This is a genomic window from Methanofollis ethanolicus (assembly GCF_001571385.1).
Classification (GTDB): Archaea; Halobacteriota; Methanomicrobia; order Methanomicrobiales; family Methanofollaceae; genus Methanofollis; species Methanofollis ethanolicus.
Map to the genome: position 1 here is coordinate 560131 of NZ_BCNW01000001.1, position 17082 is coordinate 577212.

The 17082-nt window shown below is 65.6% G+C and carries 19 protein-coding genes; 12 read left to right on the plus strand and 7 right to left on the minus strand.

Going from position 1 to position 17082, the window contains the following annotated elements; genetic code table 11:
- Window positions 1–4 precede the first annotated feature (4 nt).
- The 9 genes from MEFOE_RS02895 to MEFOE_RS02935 all read left to right on the plus strand — a co-directional run bounded on the left by MEFOE_RS02895 (window position 5) and on the right by MEFOE_RS02935 (window position 9556).
- Window positions 5–595, plus strand: coding sequence for a methanogenesis marker 17 protein (locus tag MEFOE_RS02895; RefSeq protein ID WP_067047993.1), 591 nt, complete (start codon window positions 5–7; stop codon window positions 593–595).
- Window positions 592–1530: a methanogenesis marker 7 protein gene (locus MEFOE_RS02900; protein ID WP_067047995.1), complete on the plus strand. Its 939-nt coding sequence runs from the start codon at window positions 592–594 to the stop codon at window positions 1528–1530. The genes MEFOE_RS02895 and MEFOE_RS02900 overlap by 4 nt, the downstream gene beginning before the upstream one ends.
- A 2-nt stretch (window positions 1531–1532) precedes the next feature.
- Complete coding sequence (locus MEFOE_RS02905) at window positions 1533–1985, plus strand: carboxymuconolactone decarboxylase family protein (RefSeq protein ID WP_067047996.1); 453 nt, start codon at window positions 1533–1535, stop codon at window positions 1983–1985.
- 529 nt (window positions 1986–2514) lie between these two features.
- Window positions 2515–3948 carry a glycoside hydrolase family 57 protein gene (locus MEFOE_RS02910; protein WP_067047998.1) on the plus strand — a complete coding sequence of 478 codons (1434 nt, stop codon included), beginning with the start codon at window positions 2515–2517 and terminating at the stop codon, window positions 3946–3948.
- Window positions 3927–5066, plus strand: a complete 1140-nt coding sequence (locus MEFOE_RS02915; RefSeq protein WP_328585432.1) for a glycosyltransferase family 4 protein — start codon at window positions 3927–3929, stop codon at window positions 5064–5066. Before MEFOE_RS02910 ends, MEFOE_RS02915 begins: the two co-directional genes overlap by 22 nt.
- The gene (locus tag MEFOE_RS02920) at window positions 5066–6304 is read left to right on the plus strand and encodes a glycosyltransferase family 4 protein (protein ID WP_067048001.1); all 1239 of its coding nucleotides are present in this window, start codon (window positions 5066–5068) and stop codon (window positions 6302–6304) included. The genes MEFOE_RS02915 and MEFOE_RS02920 overlap by 1 nt, the downstream gene beginning before the upstream one ends.
- Complete coding sequence (locus MEFOE_RS02925) at window positions 6301–7962, plus strand: amylo-alpha-1,6-glucosidase (RefSeq protein ID WP_067048004.1); 1662 nt, start codon at window positions 6301–6303, stop codon at window positions 7960–7962. The genes MEFOE_RS02920 and MEFOE_RS02925 overlap by 4 nt, the downstream gene beginning before the upstream one ends.
- Window positions 7959–8903 carry a phosphotransferase family protein gene (locus tag MEFOE_RS02930; RefSeq protein WP_067048007.1) on the plus strand — a complete coding sequence of 315 codons (945 nt, stop codon included), beginning with the start codon at window positions 7959–7961 and terminating at the stop codon, window positions 8901–8903. The genes MEFOE_RS02925 and MEFOE_RS02930 overlap by 4 nt, the downstream gene beginning before the upstream one ends.
- Window positions 8885–9556, plus strand: a complete 672-nt coding sequence (locus MEFOE_RS02935; protein ID WP_067048010.1) for an HAD family hydrolase — start codon at window positions 8885–8887, stop codon at window positions 9554–9556. The genes MEFOE_RS02930 and MEFOE_RS02935 overlap by 19 nt, the downstream gene beginning before the upstream one ends.
- Window positions 9557–9588: 32 nt before the next feature.
- On the opposite strand, the gene MEFOE_RS02940 is transcribed toward MEFOE_RS02935, so the two are convergent.
- On the minus strand, window positions 9589–10272 hold the full coding sequence (locus MEFOE_RS02940) for a DUF1614 domain-containing protein (RefSeq protein WP_067048012.1): 684 nt from the start codon (window positions 10270–10272) through the stop codon (window positions 9589–9591).
- A gap of 85 nt (window positions 10273–10357) precedes the next feature.
- On the opposite strand from MEFOE_RS02940, the gene MEFOE_RS02945 reads away from it, so the two are divergent.
- From MEFOE_RS02945 to MEFOE_RS02955, 3 genes are read left to right on the plus strand one after another with little or no spacing between them, the layout of a single operon-like run.
- Window positions 10358–11299, plus strand: a complete 942-nt coding sequence (locus MEFOE_RS02945) for an ATP-binding cassette domain-containing protein (RefSeq protein ID WP_067052880.1) — start codon at window positions 10358–10360, stop codon at window positions 11297–11299.
- The gene (locus MEFOE_RS02950; RefSeq protein ID WP_067048014.1) at window positions 11296–12060 is read left to right on the plus strand and encodes an ABC transporter permease; all 765 of its coding nucleotides are present in this window, start codon (window positions 11296–11298) and stop codon (window positions 12058–12060) included. The genes MEFOE_RS02945 and MEFOE_RS02950 overlap by 4 nt, the downstream gene beginning before the upstream one ends.
- Before the next feature lie 38 nt (window positions 12061–12098).
- A complete protein-coding gene (locus tag MEFOE_RS02955) occupies window positions 12099–12554 on the plus strand; it encodes a rhodanese-like domain-containing protein (RefSeq protein ID WP_067048016.1) in 456 nt (151 codons plus the stop codon).
- Here MEFOE_RS02955 and MEFOE_RS02960 read toward each other — a convergent pair.
- From MEFOE_RS02960 to MEFOE_RS02980, 6 genes are all read right to left on the minus strand, one after another.
- Window positions 12539–12955, minus strand: a complete 417-nt coding sequence (locus MEFOE_RS02960) for a hypothetical protein (protein WP_067048019.1) — start codon at window positions 12953–12955, stop codon at window positions 12539–12541. The two genes, MEFOE_RS02955 and MEFOE_RS02960, sit on opposite strands and share 16 nt — an antisense overlap.
- On the minus strand, window positions 12952–14235 hold the full coding sequence (locus MEFOE_RS02965; RefSeq protein ID WP_235809549.1) for a YbgA family protein: 1284 nt from the start codon (window positions 14233–14235) through the stop codon (window positions 12952–12954). Before MEFOE_RS02965 ends, MEFOE_RS02960 begins: the two co-directional genes overlap by 4 nt.
- 320 nt (window positions 14236–14555) lie before the next feature.
- Window positions 14556–14678 (minus strand): hypothetical protein, encoded by a 123-nt coding sequence (locus tag MEFOE_RS14600; protein ID WP_268872603.1) that lies wholly within the window; start codon window positions 14676–14678, stop codon window positions 14556–14558.
- Between the two features lie 165 nt (window positions 14679–14843).
- On the minus strand, window positions 14844–15197 hold the full coding sequence (locus MEFOE_RS02970) for a VOC family protein (RefSeq protein WP_067048022.1): 354 nt from the start codon (window positions 15195–15197) through the stop codon (window positions 14844–14846).
- A gap of 35 nt (window positions 15198–15232) precedes the next feature.
- The gene (locus tag MEFOE_RS02975; protein ID WP_328585433.1) at window positions 15233–15820 is read right to left on the minus strand and encodes a DUF2179 domain-containing protein; all 588 of its coding nucleotides are present in this window, start codon (window positions 15818–15820) and stop codon (window positions 15233–15235) included.
- A gap of 33 nt (window positions 15821–15853) precedes the next feature.
- The gene (locus tag MEFOE_RS02980) at window positions 15854–17077 is read right to left on the minus strand and encodes a M20 metallopeptidase family protein (protein ID WP_067048028.1); all 1224 of its coding nucleotides are present in this window, start codon (window positions 17075–17077) and stop codon (window positions 15854–15856) included.
- Window positions 17078–17082 lie beyond the last annotated feature (5 nt).

The following is a 17082-nucleotide window of genomic DNA, read 5'->3' on the forward strand; positions in this document are numbered from 1 at the left end:
GAGAATGGCCGCGCTTGAATACTTCGTCGTCGAATGCGCCGAGGAGAAGGGGAGGGAGGCGTACGAGAGGATCGCAAACGACGTCCTCCTCGATCTCGACCTTGTCAGGGTCGTCTCGAAACTCCACATCTTCATCGACCCGCACGTGCCGGTCTTTGTTGCGGTCGGGGCGACCCACCCCCTCGGCGGCCCTGTGCGGGTGCGTGACTTCGCCGACGTGAACGTGGACGAGGAAGGGCGGGCCGTCCTCTCGATCGGGGACGAGACCTATCTTGCGCCGATGCTCCAGGCTCTCTGGAGCCGTTTCGGCAAGGACTTTGTTGAGCAGCCCGACCGTTTCTCCGTCGTGGTGACGGTGCCCGAAGGGGAGGACCCGCGGGCGATCGAGGAGATCGTCGTCGCTCACCCGGAGGACGGTCTCTATAAGGACCTCGTGTACGCCCTCCAGATCATCGCCCCGGAAGGGTTCAAGGTGCGCCGGGAGCACCATAGAGAAGGGGTCTTTTACTATGTGGCGAGCGAGAACACCCTCGACCCGGAGATTGTCGAGACTCTGGTCGCGGAGAAGATGAAACTGATCGGGGTGAGTCTGTGATCTTTGTGCCCATCACCTACAAAGGGGGGGTCTTCAGGCACGACGAGGTCGTCGACCTCATCGAGGACCTCGGCGGCTACATCGTGCAGAAGCACATGATCGCCCAGGAGGTCGTCCTCCAGTGCCTGGTGCCGAAGGAGGACGTGGACCTGATCCGGACGGTCGGCAGGCCTCTCGGCGGCGAGGTGACGGTCGCGCCCCTCGTCGGCACGGAGATCGCCGTCGTCTCCCCGTCCCTGGAGATCCACCACCTCCCCCACTCGTCCTGCGACGTCGCCGAGTACCTCCGGCGGGCCGGGGCGAAGACGAACATGGTCGGCCTCGCCCGCGGTTTCGGCAAGAGGATCGCGAACCTCAATGTGGAGGAGAGGGACACGATCAACGAGCACGACCTTGCGATCTATGTCCTCGGCAACTTCGAGGTCTGTATCGAGGAGAAGTTCCCCCACCTCCGCCGGGGCATCCACGTGCCGATCGTCCTCACCGGCGCCCCGCCGACAGACCGCCTGAAGGCGGTCATCGACCCGCCCGTGGAGGGCTATGTCGGCGAGATGGGCCGCCTGATGCACAGGACGAAGAGGCCCGAAGAACTCTCCGTCCTGGACGAGATGGTCGAGGAGGTGGCCCGCGTCCTGGACGAGAGGCGGGCGGCGATCGCGAAGGATCCCCTCTCCGTCTCCCCGGCACGCCTGATGGACGTGATCCTGGAGAAAGTCCCCGAGGTCCATGCCGTCACCCACCCGACGCCCGTCACCGTCCAGATGGCGGGTCTGCGTGTGAAACTCCCCTATGAGTCCTACGCGAAGGCTCTCCGTGCCCTGGAGATCGAGGAAGGCGTCACCGTCGGCGATGTCGCCGACGTCCTCCCGTCGAAAATGAGAAACTACATCTGGATCCGGATAAAACCCTTCTCCGAAACGAACACCATGGTGTAAAGATGGAGTTTGAAGAGAAACTCGCCGCGGTCCTGGAGGGCGGGAAGGCAGAGGTCGCATCACGCTGGCTTGCCGAGATCGAGGAGGAGTACGGGCGGGCGCCGCTGATCCTGAAGCGGATGGGCGAGCGGCCCGAGGTGCTCATCTCCCACCTGCTGTACAAGTCCTCGGTCTTCGAGACCAGTCATCTCGACCCGAAGTGTATCGAGCTGATCAGCCTTGCCGTCGGCGCCGCCCTCAAGTGCCGCCACTGCGTGGAGTACCATATGGCGTCGGCGAAGGCGAAGGGCGCCACCCGCGACGAGATCCTGGAGGCGATCCTCATCGCCGGCCTGGCTTCAAACGCTTCCGTCCTTGCCGACGCCTATCGCGTGATGGACGAGGAGCAGGCCTCCGAGCCCTGCATCTCCTGCGACATCCAGGGGACGAACGGGGACTCCGGAAAAACGGAGTGAGGCGCCGGGGGGCTCCTCCTTTTTTTCCGTGCTTTTTTTGGTTGTGTGTCTCAGGTCCGGATTGGGACGGGACCGGCACTCTTCCCTTCTGGATAATCTATTCTGTCCTTCCCTGACCTATCCTGAGATGGAACGACCGAAGGGATTCGAGAAAATCTTTGATTTTCGAGGTCTGGGGGCTTACCCCCGGTCCAGAGTGTGGGGAAGGCGTTTGATTGGCGTCCTCCTCCGGGGGGCGCCCCCCGGTCCCCCCTTCATTAAGATAGGCAGGGATATGGCAATCTCCCCTTCTGATTTTCCATTCTGTCTTCCTGGGGCTAGTCAGGAGAGAACTGCGACCGAAATGAGTCGAGAAAATCTTTGATTTTCGAGAAACCCCCGGTCTAGAGAGTGGGGAAGGCAGGGTGTCGGTTCCTCCCTCAGAGAGACCCCTCTCCCCCCGCCTCTCCCCGAAGATACCATTTAATATTCCGTCCGGGGATAGGAGGGGTGACAGGCGTCAGGCCGCGTCGAGGTGGGGGGGACATGTATGGCATCACTATGCATGGGCTTTGAAGTGCATCAGCCCTTCAGGCTCAACAGGGATTTTGTACCGGCGATGGCGAGAGGCCGGCGTGACCTGAAGGGGTGTTACTTCGATCCGTCGAACCGGGAGATCCTGGACCGCGTCGCCGCCCGGTGCTATATCCCGGCGACGGAGATCGTCCTCGACGCCCTCGACGGCGGGATGAAGTGCGCCTTCTCCCTCTCCGGTGTGCTCGTCGAGCAACTCGAAAGGTGGCGCCCGGACGCCCTCGCCCTCTTTGCGGAGGTGGCGGCCCACAAAAACGCCGAGTTCCTCGCCCAGACCTACTACCACAGCCTTGCCGGTTTCTTCGCCGACACGGAGGAACTCAACCTGCAGATGAGAATGCACGCCGACCTGATGCACGACCTCTTCGGGAGAGTGCCGACGGTCGCCGAGAACACCGAGTTCGCGCTGGACGACCGGATCGCCGCCGTCGTGCGGGACCTCGGTTTCTCCGCGGTCTATACCGAGGGGGCCGACCGCCTGCTCGGCGGGCGGGACCCGAACGAGACCTACACCTGCGACGGCCTCCCCCTCCTCCTCCGCAACTGCCCTCTCTCCGACGACATTGCCTTCCGCTTCTCCTGGGCCGGGTGGGACAAGCACCCGCTGACGGCGGAGACCTATGCCTCCTGGGTCGCCCGATCGCCGGGGAGGTGCGCCCATGTCTTCATCGACTACGAGACCTTCGGCGAGCACCACCGTGAGGAGAGCGGCATCCTGGACTTCCTCGACGCACTACCTGGGGCCTTCGCCGACGCCGGCGTCGCCACCCTCCTCCCCTCGGAGGCGGCCGCCTCCCCCTCCGCCGGGGAGTTAGCCCTCGAAGACGTGGTCTCCTGGGCCGACCTTGAGAAAGACGCGTCTGCATGGCTCGGGAACCCCGTTCAGCAGAGCGCCTTCTTCGCCCTCGAACACTCCCCCGCGAGGTCGGCCCGCCCGGACCTCTGGCGCTATCTCGGGACGAGCGACCACTTCTACTACCTCGCACGAAAGGACGGGTCCTGCGGCGAGGTGCACCGCTACTTCTGTCCCGAGGGGAACGACGGTTCCCATGACGCCTACATGCGGGTGCTCTCCCACCTGGAGAGCAGGTGTCTCGGCAGGGGGAGACGGGCGGTTGCGTCTCTTCCGCCCGACCGCGCCTTCCACTTCTGCTTCCCCGGCGGGCAGTACGCGGGCGTCTCCGCGCACAGCCTCCGGGAGTTCGAGGAAGCCCTGGAAAGAGCGCCCCGCGAGTCGGTCTGGTGGCACCTCGACCGCGGCGACTACTCACGGTGGATCGGGGGTGCGGTCGGCGACCGGAGACTGGCGCGGGCCGTCTCGGCCTGCGCGACCCCTGACGACGTGCGGGAGGCGGTGCGTGCACGGAGGTGTTTGCTCTGCGGAGACTGAAAATCGCGTTCTTCTGCTGGGAGTCGCTCCATGGCATCAGGGTCGGCGGCCTCGCCCCGGCGGCGACCTGCCTCGCCGAGGCCCTCGCCCGCGACCACGAGGTCCACTTTTTCACCCGCGGTTCCGGGCCGCCCGAGAAAAACGGCGTCGTCTACCACTACTGCGACCCGCACGGCGGCAACATCGTCGAGTTCTGCAAAGACCTCGCCCTGAAGGCCTGCAACCAGTTCAGCGAGGAGGACTCGCCGCCCTTCGACGTCCTCCACTTCCACGACTGGCACTTCGTCGAGGCGATGCACCGCCTGCGGGAGAGGCGGACGGTGCTCTCCTTCCACTCCACCGAGTACGGGCGGAACGGCAACCAGAAAGGCGGGTGGTGGGAGTTCGGCGAGATCTCCGGGAAGGAGTGGTACGGCGCCTATATCGCGAAGAGGGTGGTCGCCGTCTCGAAGACCCTGAGGGCGGAGGTGATCGACCTGTACGCTGTCCCGGACTGGAAGATCGACGCCGTCCCAAACGGGATCGACCCGGAAACCTTTGCGATGCAGGTCGACCAGGGCGCGGTGAAGCGCCGGTACGGCATCCACCCCTATGCGCCTCTCGTCTTCTTCGGCGGCCGTCTCGTCTACCAGAAAGGGCCGGACATCCTCGTGAAGGCGATCCCGTCCGTACTGCGGCACCGCTGGGACGCGAACTTCATCTTCGCGGGCAAGGGCGACATGCAGGACTGGGTCGCCCGCCATACCCGGGGGGTGCCGGCGCAGGTGCTCGGCTATCTCAATGAACCCGACTTCGTCAGCCTCCTCAATGCCGCGGACATCGTCGCCATCCCGAGCAGGAACGAGCCTTTCGGCCTGATCCTCACCGAGGCCTGGAGTGCGAGCCGGTGCGTCGTCGCCTCGGACGTCGGGGGCCTCGGCGAGAACATCGAGCACCTGGTGAACGGCGTCAAGGTGCCGGTTTCGGCCGAGGGGATCGCGGGCGGGATCAACACGGTCATCGGCGACCGCAGACTCTGCTCCACCCTCGGCCTGCACGGCCGGGAGAAGGTGGAGAGGGAGTTTCGGTGGGAGGCGGTGGCGCGGGCGATGGAACAGGTCTACGAGAAGGTGCTCTGATGCGGGTCGCCTATTTTCTCGACGAGTTCCCTCCCTTTCTCCGGGGCGGCCTGGGGACATATGCACTGGAGATGGCCCCGCGCCTTGCGGCGGCAGGCCACGACCTCACCGTCTATGCCTTCAGAATGGGGGACGCGGCCGTGGAGGAGGAGTGGGCCGGGGCCCGTGTCCGCCGCCTCCCCCTCCCCGAACCCGCTCCTCTCCTCCCGGTGGTCCTGCCCTCCGAGGTTGCGGCCTGGCCCCCCGACGCCGCCCACTTCTTCGCCGACTACCTCTTCTACAACATCGTCTCCGCCGGCGACCTCCTTGCCCGCGGCGAGGGGACCGACCTCGCGGTGGCGCACGACTGGCTCGCCGCCCCGGCCGCGATGGTGACGGCCGCGTCCCTCGGCATCCCCTTCGTCTTCCATGTCCACTCGACCGAAGGGGGACGGTCAGAGGGCGGAGGGTCGCCGACTGTCCGGGCCCTCGAAGCCCGCGCCCTGGAAAAGGCCGCCGCCGTCATCACGGTCAGCCATGCGATGGAGGACGAACTCCTCGCCCTCGGCGTCCCCGCGGAAAAGATCCGGGTCGTCCACAATGGCGTCGATACGGCGAAGTACGATCCCGCCCGTATCCCCCCGCCGGAGGTGCGGGCCTTCAGGGACCGCCTCGGCATCGGGTGCGACCCCCTCGTCCTCTTCATCGGCCGGCTGACGCGGGTGAAGGGGGTCGACATCCTTCTGCGGGCCTTCGGCATGCTCCTGCAGGAGGTACCCGCGGCGCATCTCCTCGTCCTCGGCGTCGGCGAGATGGACGGGGAGATCAGGCGTCTCGCCGACGAGGTCGGGGAGGGGCGGGTCCACCTGGAGTTCTCTTTTCTCCCGGAAAAGGAGCGTATCCTCCGCTATGCCGCGGCCGACGTCTGCGTCTTCCCCTCGACCTACGAGCCCTTCGGCATCGTCTGCACCGAGGCGATGGCGATGGGAAAACCTGTCGTCGTCGGGGCGCGGGGCACCTCCGGGATGCGGGAGCAGGTCGTGCCGGCGGGCGAGGGCATCTGCGGTTTTCATATCAACCCCCATGACCCGGCCGACATCGCCACCTACCTCTCTCTCGTCCTCCGCGATCCCGCCCTGCGCGACCAGATGGGGAGGAACGGGAGGGCGCGGGCCGTCTCCCTCTTCTCCTGGAATCGGGCGGCGCGGGAGACGGCGGCGGTCTACGAGGAGGCCGTCAGGGGAGGGAAACGATCGTGATCGCCTTCTCCGCCGGCCTTCAGGACCGGGCGTTCGCCCGGACAAAGGAGTACCTCCTTGTCGCGGACGGCGCCTATGCTTCCTCCTCCCTCGCCGGGAACACCCGGAAGTATCATGGTCTCCTTGTCAGGGACGGCCGCGTCCTCCTCTCCGGCCTCGACGAGTACCTGAACGGCACCGCCCTCACCCCGGCGGCGTATGCGGGCAGGAACGACGACCGCGGGCTTTCCGCCCTCGCCGCCGTCTCCCTCTCGCCGGAACCCGTCTTCGTCTACCATGCCGGGGGTGCGGTCCTGCGGAAGACGCTCTCCTTCGACGGCGCTCTCTCGGTCAGGTACGACCTCGTCGGCGAGGGGACACTCAGGATCGCGCCCCTCGTCGCCTGCCGCGGCGTCCATGAGGTGAGGACAACCTGCGACGGCCTTCTGGCCGCATCCCTCCCCGACGGCGTGCAGGTCGGTACCCTCGCGGTCAGGTCTGACCTCCCCTTCACCCCGGCCCCGGCCGTCTACCGCGACGTCCTCTACGAGGTGGACAGAGAGCGGGGCTATGCCCACAAGGAGGACCTCTTCTGCCCCGGCGTCTTCGAGGGAGAGGGCGAGAACCGGACATTCTGGCTGACTGCCGACGCGGGCGGAGGATGGTCTCCCCCAAAAAAGTCGGGTGACTGGCTCTCCCGCGCCGCCGACACCTTCCTTGCCGGCGACGGCATCCTCGCGGGCTACCACTGGTTCGCGGAGGAGTGGGGGCGGGACACCTTCGTCTCCCTGCCCGGCCTCCTCCTCTCCCGCGGGGAGTACGCCCGTGCCCGCCGCATCTTCACCCGCTGGGCCGGGTTGATCCGGGGAGGCCTCCTCCCGAACAGACCTCCCGACGATTATTCGTCGTCCGACGCTGCCCTCTGGTTCGTCCTCGCGCTGGCGCGGTATGCGGCCGCAACGGGCGACACCTCCTTCGTCCGCTCCATGCGCCCCGCGGTTACGGCCGTCCTCGACGGCTATCAGGACAGCGCGGTGACGCACCTCGACGGCGCCCTCATCTCGGTCGCCCCGCGGAGCACCTGGATGGACACCCCTTTCACGCCCCGCGGCGGAAAACCGGTCGAGGTTAATGCCCTCTGGGTGTCTGCCCTCAGGTTCGCCGAGTCCCTCGGCATCGACGGCCCGGTGACGGCCCGCGAGGCCGGAGAGGCCTTCGGCAGTTTCTGGAACGGGGAGAGGGGCTGCTTCTTCGACCTCATCGACCCGCCCGACCCCGCGGTCAGGCCGAACCAGGTCGTCGCCCTCGCCCTCGGCATCCCGCCGGCCGACCGGGCGACGAGGGCACTCGCAGTGGTCAGGTCCGAACTGCTGACGCCCTTCGGCCTGCGCACCCTCTCGCCCCGCGAGGCCGGGTATGCGGGCAGGTTCACCGGAGACGCCGCGTACCACAACGGGACTGTCTGGCCCTGGCTCCTCGGATTCTTCATCGACGCCCTCAGGGCCTACGAACCCGGCGTCGACCCCGGCCCTCTCATCCTCCCCCTCCGCGCCCACCTCGCCGACGCCGGCCTCGGCACGGTCTCCGAATGCTTCGACGGCGACCCGCCGCACCGGCCAGGCGGCTGCATCGCGCAGGCGTGGAGCGTTGCCGAGGTGCTGCGGGGGAGTGCGCCATGACGCGTGAACAGCATGTCGACACCCTCTCCCCCGGCGACCCCTTCCGTGACTGGCTGGTCTCCGTCCTCGATGGGCGGATCAGGCACGCCGACGCCCCGGCCGAGGTCTACCTGATCAGGCCGGCGTCGCACACCGTCTGCCGGTACGCCTTTCGCGGCGAGGGGGTCAGCGTCGTCAGCAAGTTCTTTGCCGAACCGACCGGGACAAACCACCGCTTCGACCCGGAGAAGGCGATGGAAACCGAATACAGGATGCTGAAGAAAGCGCGGCGGAGGATCGCGGTCCCCGAACCGATCGCCGTCCGTGCCGACTATCACTGCGCCCTCGTCACCGGATACGTGAGAGGACGGCCGCTCCTCGACTTCCTCAGGGACGACCCCTCCCTCTTCGGCCGCCTGACAGACGTCGCCGGCCTCCTGCGTCGTCTCCACGGCAGGGGTGTGTCGGCGTACGACCTGGAGAGAGAGTTTGCCACCTTTCAGGGCGTCCTCGGCCAGGTTGATCTTTCGTCCGGGGAGAGGGATCGTTTCACCCGCCGCCTCGACAGGTGGCAGGCAGCGGGCACCCTGGAACGCCGCCGCGGCTGCATGATCCACCGCGACGCCACGCCGTCAAACTATCTCTTCGGGGAGGACGGGGTCGTAGCGGTCGATTTCGAGAGCGCCTGGACCGGTGCCCACCCGGCGCACGACCCCGGCATCCTCTGCGCCGAGATCAGGTACGCCTTCAGGCGGCGGTACGGCGACGCCGGGAGGGCCGAACCCTATCTCGGCCACTTTCTCTGGCACTATGCGGGTTCGGACGATGCGTTCAGGTACGTTACCGGGTGCGTCCCCTTCTTCATGGCCCTCGGCTATCTCCGTATGGCGCGCCTTTCGATCGGAAACCATGAAAAGGAATGGCTGAAAAAGGAGGCGTTTGCATGTCTCAGGCACCGGTAGATTTCACGCGGGTCCGCGCCGTACTCTTCGACTGTTATGACACCCTGCTCGATATCAGCACGGACGAGAGGGGCCTCTGCGGTTACCAGACCCTCAGCACGTGGGCGGCCTACCAGGGGGTGCGGATCGCCCCCGAAGACCTGAGGGACGAATACCGGCAGCGGATCGCCGGGATGATGGCACAGAGCACGGAGGCCCATCCCGAGGTGAGGGTCGAGGAGATCTTTGCCGGGATCTGCCGGGACTACGCCGCCTGGCCGCTGGACGAGACCATCCTCGGGGTTCTCTTCGCCCGGTCCTTCCGGGCCTCGACGGTCAGGAGGCTGGGTGCCTTCCCGCGGAGCCGGAGACTCCTCTCCGCCCTGTATGGCTATCCCCTGGGTATCGTCTCCAACGGGCAACGGGTCTTTTCCGAGGTCGAACTCCGGATGTTCGGCCTCTCCCCCTTCTTCAGGACCGTCGTCTTCTCCTCCGATGTCGGATGCAAGAAACCCGACAACCGGATCTTTCAGGTCGCCCTCAGGCGTATCGGCGTCGAACCCGAGGAGGCCCTCTTCATCGGCGACTCGATGACGAACGATATCATCCCGGCGCGGCGCCTCGGCATGCAGGCAATCCCTATCAGGGAGGCCTGGCCGCTCTTCTCGGTCTAAGGAACGCACGGCGGAGGGCGGTTGCGATCCCGCTACAGCCCCGAGTTCACCCGCCTGATCCGCCGGGCGACCAGGGCCGCAAGGAAGACCGCGAGGATGCCGGTGAGGAAGATACCGTCGAAGACCCCGGCCCCGCCGATGGAGAGGACGGTCGGTTCGCCGCCCGAGATCGTCTCGATCGTCCCCGGCGTCGCAAGGAGGAAAATGTCGGCGCCGAGGAGGGTGCCCACCGCACCGCCCACATACGCCGTGCCCGGCGAGGTGATGTCCGCCCCGGTGAGGAGGATGCCGGCAAAGGCCCCGGCAAGAGGAGCGATATAAAAGGGCATCAGGATCCCTTCCCCCTGCACCGGCGTCGCAAAATAATAGGAGACAAGGGCGACGAAGATCACGGCGAGGGCCGCCGGCCCGGCCCGCACCCTCTGCCGTGCGATCACCTCGGCCGAGAGGAGGAGGGGGATGATGCACCCGCCGACATTCACGGCAAGGACCACGCCGTTGGTGACCGCGAAGGGGATGTCGATCAGGCTCCCGATCAGCGCCCCGACCGTCATGACCAGGGCCCGCGACGCCTTCATCCCCGCGAGTTCGAACGCCTCCTCGCTGACGACGATGAACAGGTACAGCAGGAGGACCGGGACCATCAGGACAACAAGGAGGATGAGGGTCTCTGTCGAGAGAAAGGGGACAAAGACACTTGCAGGAACTGCGGCCATGATCCTCGCGCCTACTCTCCGGTCAAGCCATAAAACCCCTTCCCCATCCCAAAGGTTTTGAATGCGTGAGGACGAGATCTCACTCATGCCTGCTATCAGGGTCGAAGGGCTGACAAAAGTCTTCGGCAGCCTCGTCGCCGTGGACCATATCTCATTTGAGGTGGCTGACGGGGAGATATTCGGGCTCCTCGGGCCGAACGGTGCGGGGAAGACCACGACGATCAGCATGCTCACCACCCTCCTCACCCCGACAGAGGGCACTGCGGAGGTCGCGGGCGCCGACATCGTCAGGGAGAGGGACCGGGTCAGGGAGCAGATCGGCGTCGTCTTCCAGGAACCGGCGCTGGACACGAACCTCACCGGCCGGGAGAACCTCGACTTCCATGCCCGGATGTACGGGATCGGCCGCGCCGAGAGGGAGGAGCGGATCCGGGCGGTCCTCGACCTGGTGGAACTCTCCGACCGGGCCGACGCACTCGTCGCCGAATACTCGGGCGGGATGAAACGCCGCCTGGAGATCGCCCGCGGCCTCATCCAGCACCCCCGCATCCTCTTCCTGGACGAACCGACCCTCGGTCTCGACGCCCAGACACGGCGGCACATCTGGGAGTATATCAGGGCCCTCAACCATGACCGGGGCGTGACCGTGATCCTGACGACCCATTACATGGAGGAGGCCGACCACCTCTGCGACAGGGTGGCGATCATCGACCGCGGCCGCATCGCTGTCCTCGATACGCCGGAGAGACTGAAGGAATCACTCGGCGGCGATGCGATCGCCCTCTCGATCGAAGGGGACGCCGAACCTCTCCTGAGATCCCTTGCCGGCCTTCCCTGGGTCAGCCAGACAGGAGTGACGGGCGGCGCCATCACCCTCACTGTCGAGCAGGGCGAGCGGCATATCCCTGCCCTCATCGCCGCCGCCGAGGCGGCCGGGGTCGTGGTCACCGCGGTGAACCTGAGAAAACCGAGTCTGGAGGACGTCTTCATCCAGGTGACAGGGCGGTCGATCCGGGAGGGTGCATGAGAGACCTCACAGCGATCGCCGTCCTCTGGCACAGGGAGATGATCCGCTTCTTCAGGGCGAAGTCGCGGGTCGTCGGGACTCTCGGCATGCCCATCTTCTTCCTTGCCTTCCTCGGGTTCGGATTCCGGACAAGCAGCGTCCCCGGCATACCGCCGGGCATCGACTACGTCACCTATCTCGTGCCCGGCATCCTTGGCATGACGATCCTCTTCTCCTCGACTTTTGCCGGGATCTCGGTCCTCTGGGACAGGGAGTTCGGGTTCCTCAAGGAGATCATGGTGGCGCCTGTCAGCAGGACGGCTATCGTTCTGGGGCGGATCGCGGGCGGGGCGACGACCTCCCTCATTCAGGGTGTGCTCATCCTCCTCCTTGCAGTCCCGATGGGTTTTCCCTTTCCCGGCGTCCTCCCCTTCCTTGCGGCGGTCGCCTTCATGCTCCTCATCGCCGCCGCCTTCATCTCCCTCGGCCTGATCTTCGCCTCGAACATGAAGGACATCCACGGCTTCTCCCTCATCATGAACTTCGTCGTCTTCCCGATCTTCTTCCTCTCGGGCGCCCTCTTCCCTATCGAAAACCTCCCTGCCTGGCTTCTGCCCCTCGCCTATGCCGACCCCCTCACCTACGGGGTGGACGGTCTGCGGGGCGTGCTGACCGGCGTCTCGTCTTTTTCACCTCTCTTTGACGCCGCCGCCCTTTTTGCCTTTGTTCTGGTCCTCCTCGCCCTCGGCGCCTGGTTCTTCGAAAGGACAGAGTCTGCCTGATCAGGCACCATCTTTTTCTGGAGGGACGAGATCTGTGCATGGCGAAGATGATGCTGGCCGCCGTCTGCTGCGCCCTTCTCCTCGTGGCGCTGGTCGCTGGACTCGCAGGCAGCGGGAGACTGGTGATGGGGGACCTCCCTCTGGTGGCCCTCGCCGGCGAGGGATCTGGGGTGAAGAATGTGAATGTGGAGGAGGCCCGCGCCCTGATCGCCGATCATGAAGGCGACCCCGCCTTTGTCGTCCTCGACGTCAGGACGCCCGGTGAAGTTGCGGCCGGGTATATCGAGGGTGCGGTGACGATCAACTATCGCAACGACTCGTTTCCCCGCGAGATATCGGCCCTCGACCGCGGGAAGACCTATCTTGTCTACTGCCGTCTCGGCAACAGGAGCGCCCGGACCGCGGAGATGATGGCGAAGGACGGTTTCGCGGATGTCTACACCATGGAGGGCGGGATCACGGCGTGGAGAGAGGCGGGCTATCCGGTGGTATGAACGAGTCCGGGGGTGAGGGCGGTCTCGCTGCTGTGGACGGTCCTCCCGTACCTGTCGATGATGTCGGTCTTCGCGACCGCCGTAACGCCGGGTTCTGCCGGCACGGCCGGGAGTTCGATGGGGCGGTCCGCGGAGATATCGTCGTAGACTCTCCCGGCCACGGCGACGGCCACCGTCTCGCCCTGCCTGATCTCGAAGGTGACGAAGTAGGGGGCGGGTTCGGCGCTGTCGGGATAGTAGAGGAAGACGACCTCGTCGGGCGTCCCCCCCGTATGGGCCGCCTCGGCCCTGAACGTCATCGGTTCCGGGAGATTGCCGTCCGGCGTGCCGAGACAGCAGGCGGCGGTCGTGGCTATGCCAAGGACGATCAGGCAGGCCAGTGCGATCCACGTTCTCGTCATTTTACCCAGTAGTCCCTCTGACTGTGGGAGAGGTCCTGTGATACCCCCATCAGTTCGGCGGGAAAGGGGGAGAAGAAGGTCTGCTCCCGCAGGTAGTCGTCTCCGAACCGCACGATCCAGCCCCTGAGGATCATCAGGTTCGGGCAGATGGTGACCCGATCCTGGCGGTACTGCTCCAGGGTGTCGAGGAAGAAGGTCTTCTCCGCAGGGGAGATCCCGGCCTTGAAGCGGCCCAGGGCATGGAGGAGGACGTTGATGTGTGCGGTGTAACGGGGCGCTCGCGACAGGGCCGCGTTCAGGTGGTCGCCGTACTCCCCCGCGACCCCGGGAAATGTTTTTTTGTCGGGGTTTGCGGCGATCCTCCCCAGCTCTCGCATTTCTTTCTGGCTGTATGCCATCAGGAGAAGTTTGTTCCGGGTGTGGAACGCGGCAAGTTCCCGCAGGTCGCCGCCTGCCCGCACTTCCCTGAATGCGGCGAAGGTGAAGAGGCGCGTGAGGAAGTGCTCCCTGATCCGCCTGTTCCGCAACCTTCCTTCGTCCTCGGCAGGAAGGTTGGGGAAGCGGGCGGCCATGGCAGCGGCAAAGGCCCCTGCCGTCTTCCCCACCGTGTCCCCTGTCCCGCCTGCCCGGTAGACCTTCACGTCCCTGATCCCGCAGGAGGGGGAGCGGGACTTGAGGAGAAAACCGTCGATCTCGCGGAGGGTGCCGGCAAAAGACGCGGCGAACCTCTCCATCCTGCCGGTGACATCGAGCCCTGTCTCGTGCTGGACAAGGCGGATGCCGTTCTCCCCCTCGACAAACCGCACCGGCTTTCTCGGCACGCCAAGCCCGATCTCGACCTCCGCGCAGACCGGGAGAAAGTCCACACGGGGCGTGATCATCTGGACGACCTCGCTCGTGATCATGTCCCCGTTCCAGCGGCAGTGGTCGAAGCCAAGGCACCTGCTGACAACCACCCGCGGCCGTGCAAAAGCTCTCACGTCTCTCTCCGATCCATGAAGAGCACGCCACCCCACATAGAGGTTTCTCTCCGACGGCATGCTGTATTGCATGCACTCGTGAGGAACCACGAACCGGTGAATCCAGAGGAGGGAGATAGTCATCCCCTGCCTTCCCCAAGATAGATCCTGCCTGAGCCCCTCGAACGCCGCCGCGGGATGGACCGCCATCCTTATCTCCCTCCCGGCACCTGCTCGTGCATGGCAGGGACGCTCCTCGCACTCGTACGCCTCGGCCGCTTCCGCTTTCTCCTTGGCGGCTTCTTCCTGAGCATATCCCAAAACTCTCGTTCATTCCCCCCATCTCTGCATGCAGGGATCGGGAGAGAATATCATGATCGGGTCGATATCTTCCTGAATTCCCCGAAGCATAGTGCGAAACCACCGCCTTCCCCGACCTCTCTGCCGGGGGACAGACGCCCCCGGACCCCCGAAACAGGATGGGGTCGGGGAAGAGAGACCTGAGGTCCCGATGAAGGAGATTGCCATCCGCCCCCTATCGCAATGATGGGGGGATCGGGGGGCGAAACCCCCAGGACAAGACGCCAGAACAGGATTTTTCAGAACCGAATGTGCGTCCTTTCATCGGCGTGCATGAGGGTTCAGATCAGTTTTGGGATGACCTCCCTCTCTATTTTTGGCGTCCTCCTGGAGAGGCCCGACCTCGCACCGGCGGCGCGGCGGATCGCCCTCGTCCTCATCGGGTCGTCCCTCCTTCTCGCCATCGTCTCTGTCCTCCTCTTCCCTCTCTTCCCTGTCCCCGGCATCGGCCTCGCCTCGCTCCTTCCCGTTGCGGCAGCGGCGATTGCCTGCCTCAGACCCCCCCGGACCGTGCCGCCGTCGTGGCCGCGGCCGGAAGGAACCTTGCCGCCCTTGCGTCCTGCCTCTGATCACGGTGCGTTCTCCCAGAGGCCGAAGCGGTTCTTCTCCGTGTCCTCGCAGACCGCGAGGTACCCCATCCCCGGCACCGGCGTCTTCCCGGCGACTACCAGGCCACCAAGCGCCGTCACCCGTTCAAGGCATTCCTCGATGGAAGGGACATCGATGTAGAGCATCATCTGCTGTCCCGCGTACTCGCGGCCGAAGAGGTCGCCCCCGATCCCCCCGCCTGTCGAGACCATCCAGAAATCGTCCTTGAAGGGAACAGGGAAAGGCGTGGTCTCCCAGCCGAAGAGGTCGCGATAAAATGCTTTTGCCCTGCCCGTGTCGTCGGCAGGGATCTCGAACCATGTCACCGATGGCATGGGCACGGGTGGGCCCGCATCCAGAAGAGTCTTTCTCACTTCCCTTTGCGGAAGTACTTGAAGAGCCTGAGTTCGGCCTTCCTGTCCCGCACCTGCGGGAAAGTCCCCTCCGCCGCGTACCGCACGTCTTCGACCGAGTAGAAGGCCTTCGGCGAATACGCACTCACCTTTGCGATCACGTCCGGGATGTTCCGCCGCCGCACTACGGTGAAGATGACCTTCCCCGGCCCGGCTTTCCCCTGCGCCTCCATCACGGTCACCCCGTACCCCGCGGACCGCAGGGTGCCGATGAGGGCGGTGGCATCCCTCTGGGTGATGATCCTGATGACCGCAAGCCCCATCGCGATCTTCTCCTCTACAAGAATCCCGATGTAGTTGCCCGCAGCAAAACCCGCGGCATAGGCGATGTAGTTGACATAGTTGGTGATGTTTGAGAAGATCTGCCCGATGGCCGTGAGCCAGATGAGGATCTCGAAGAAGCCGAGGACCGGGGCGACGATCTTCATGCCGCGGGCGACGAAGATGATCCGCATCGTCCCGAGGGTGACGTCGGCGATCCTCGCAAAGAAGATGAGGACGGGCAGCAGAACGGTGGAAAAAATCCAGGGGTCAATCTCGAACACAGGCATCGTCTCCTCGGGGTTGGGGGGTGGGGATCAGGGGTGCCGTGCACAGGCGATGACCGACGCGGCAAGGACGACGGTCCCGGTCCGTATTGCGGGCGCAGGGTCAGGGGCGAAGTGCGAGGAATGGAGGTACGCGTCCCCGCTCTCATCGCTCTTCGTCCCTATCCTGTAGTAGGCGAGGGGAATGCCGACCTCCCCGAAGACGGCGAAGTCCTCGCTCCCCGAGAGGGGCGGGATCTCGATGACAGCACCGGTGCCGAGGCACTCCTCTATACCGGCACTGCACTTTTCAGTGAGGGCGGCGTCGGTGATGAGGGGAGGGACCGACTCGTCGATCACCGTGACAACCGGCATCCTCTCCGTCGGCACGCCGGCGGCCAGCGCCGTCCCCGCCGCGATCCTCCTGACCGCGGCCAGGCCCTGGTCGCGCACCCGACGGCGGTGGTACCTGAGGTTCACCTTCAAGGCCACCTCGTCAGGGATCGCGTTGTGCTTTATCCCTCCGTGGACAGCACCGATAGAGAGGACGAAGAAGTCGTTCGGGTCGATCTCGCGGCTCCGTATGGTCTGGAGGGCGAGGACCGTCTCCGCCGTGAGGACGATAGGGTCGCGGGTCCGGTCGGGATGGGCGGCATGGCCCCCGACGCCCCGGACAAGGAGGTCTACCGACTCCCCGCCGGCCGAGAGGATGCCTGCCCGCGTCCCGACATGACCGACACCGATGTCAGGGCCTGCATGGACGGCGACCGCACAGTCGGGTTTCGGGAACCTCTCGAAAAGGCCGTCGGCGATCATTCTTTTCGCCCCGGCGACGATCTCCTCGGCGGGCTGGCCGACGAAGAGGACGGTGCCCTGCCAGCACTCCCGCGAGGCCGCAAGGACGCGGGCCGCCCCGACGAGAGATGTCATGTGCAGGTCGTGGCCGCAGGCATGCATGACGCCCGGCCGCAGGCTTGCGTACGGGAGGCCGGTCTCCTCGCGGATGGGCAGGGCGTCCATGTCTGCCCTGAGCATCACCACCGGCCCGTCGCCGTTTTCAAGGGTGCCGACGAGGCCGTGGCCTCCGATGCCGCGGGTGACGGTGCACCCCGCCTCTTCCAGCGCACCGGCAAGCCTCCCGGCCGTCTCCTCCTCCGTTCCGGAGAGTTCGGGGGAGGCGTGGAATGCCCTGTACAGGCCGAGGAGGTCGGGGGCCTCCCTGTCTGTCAGGGCGAGGATGCGCTCCCTGCATGTGGTTCCGGATCGTGTAGACACATATC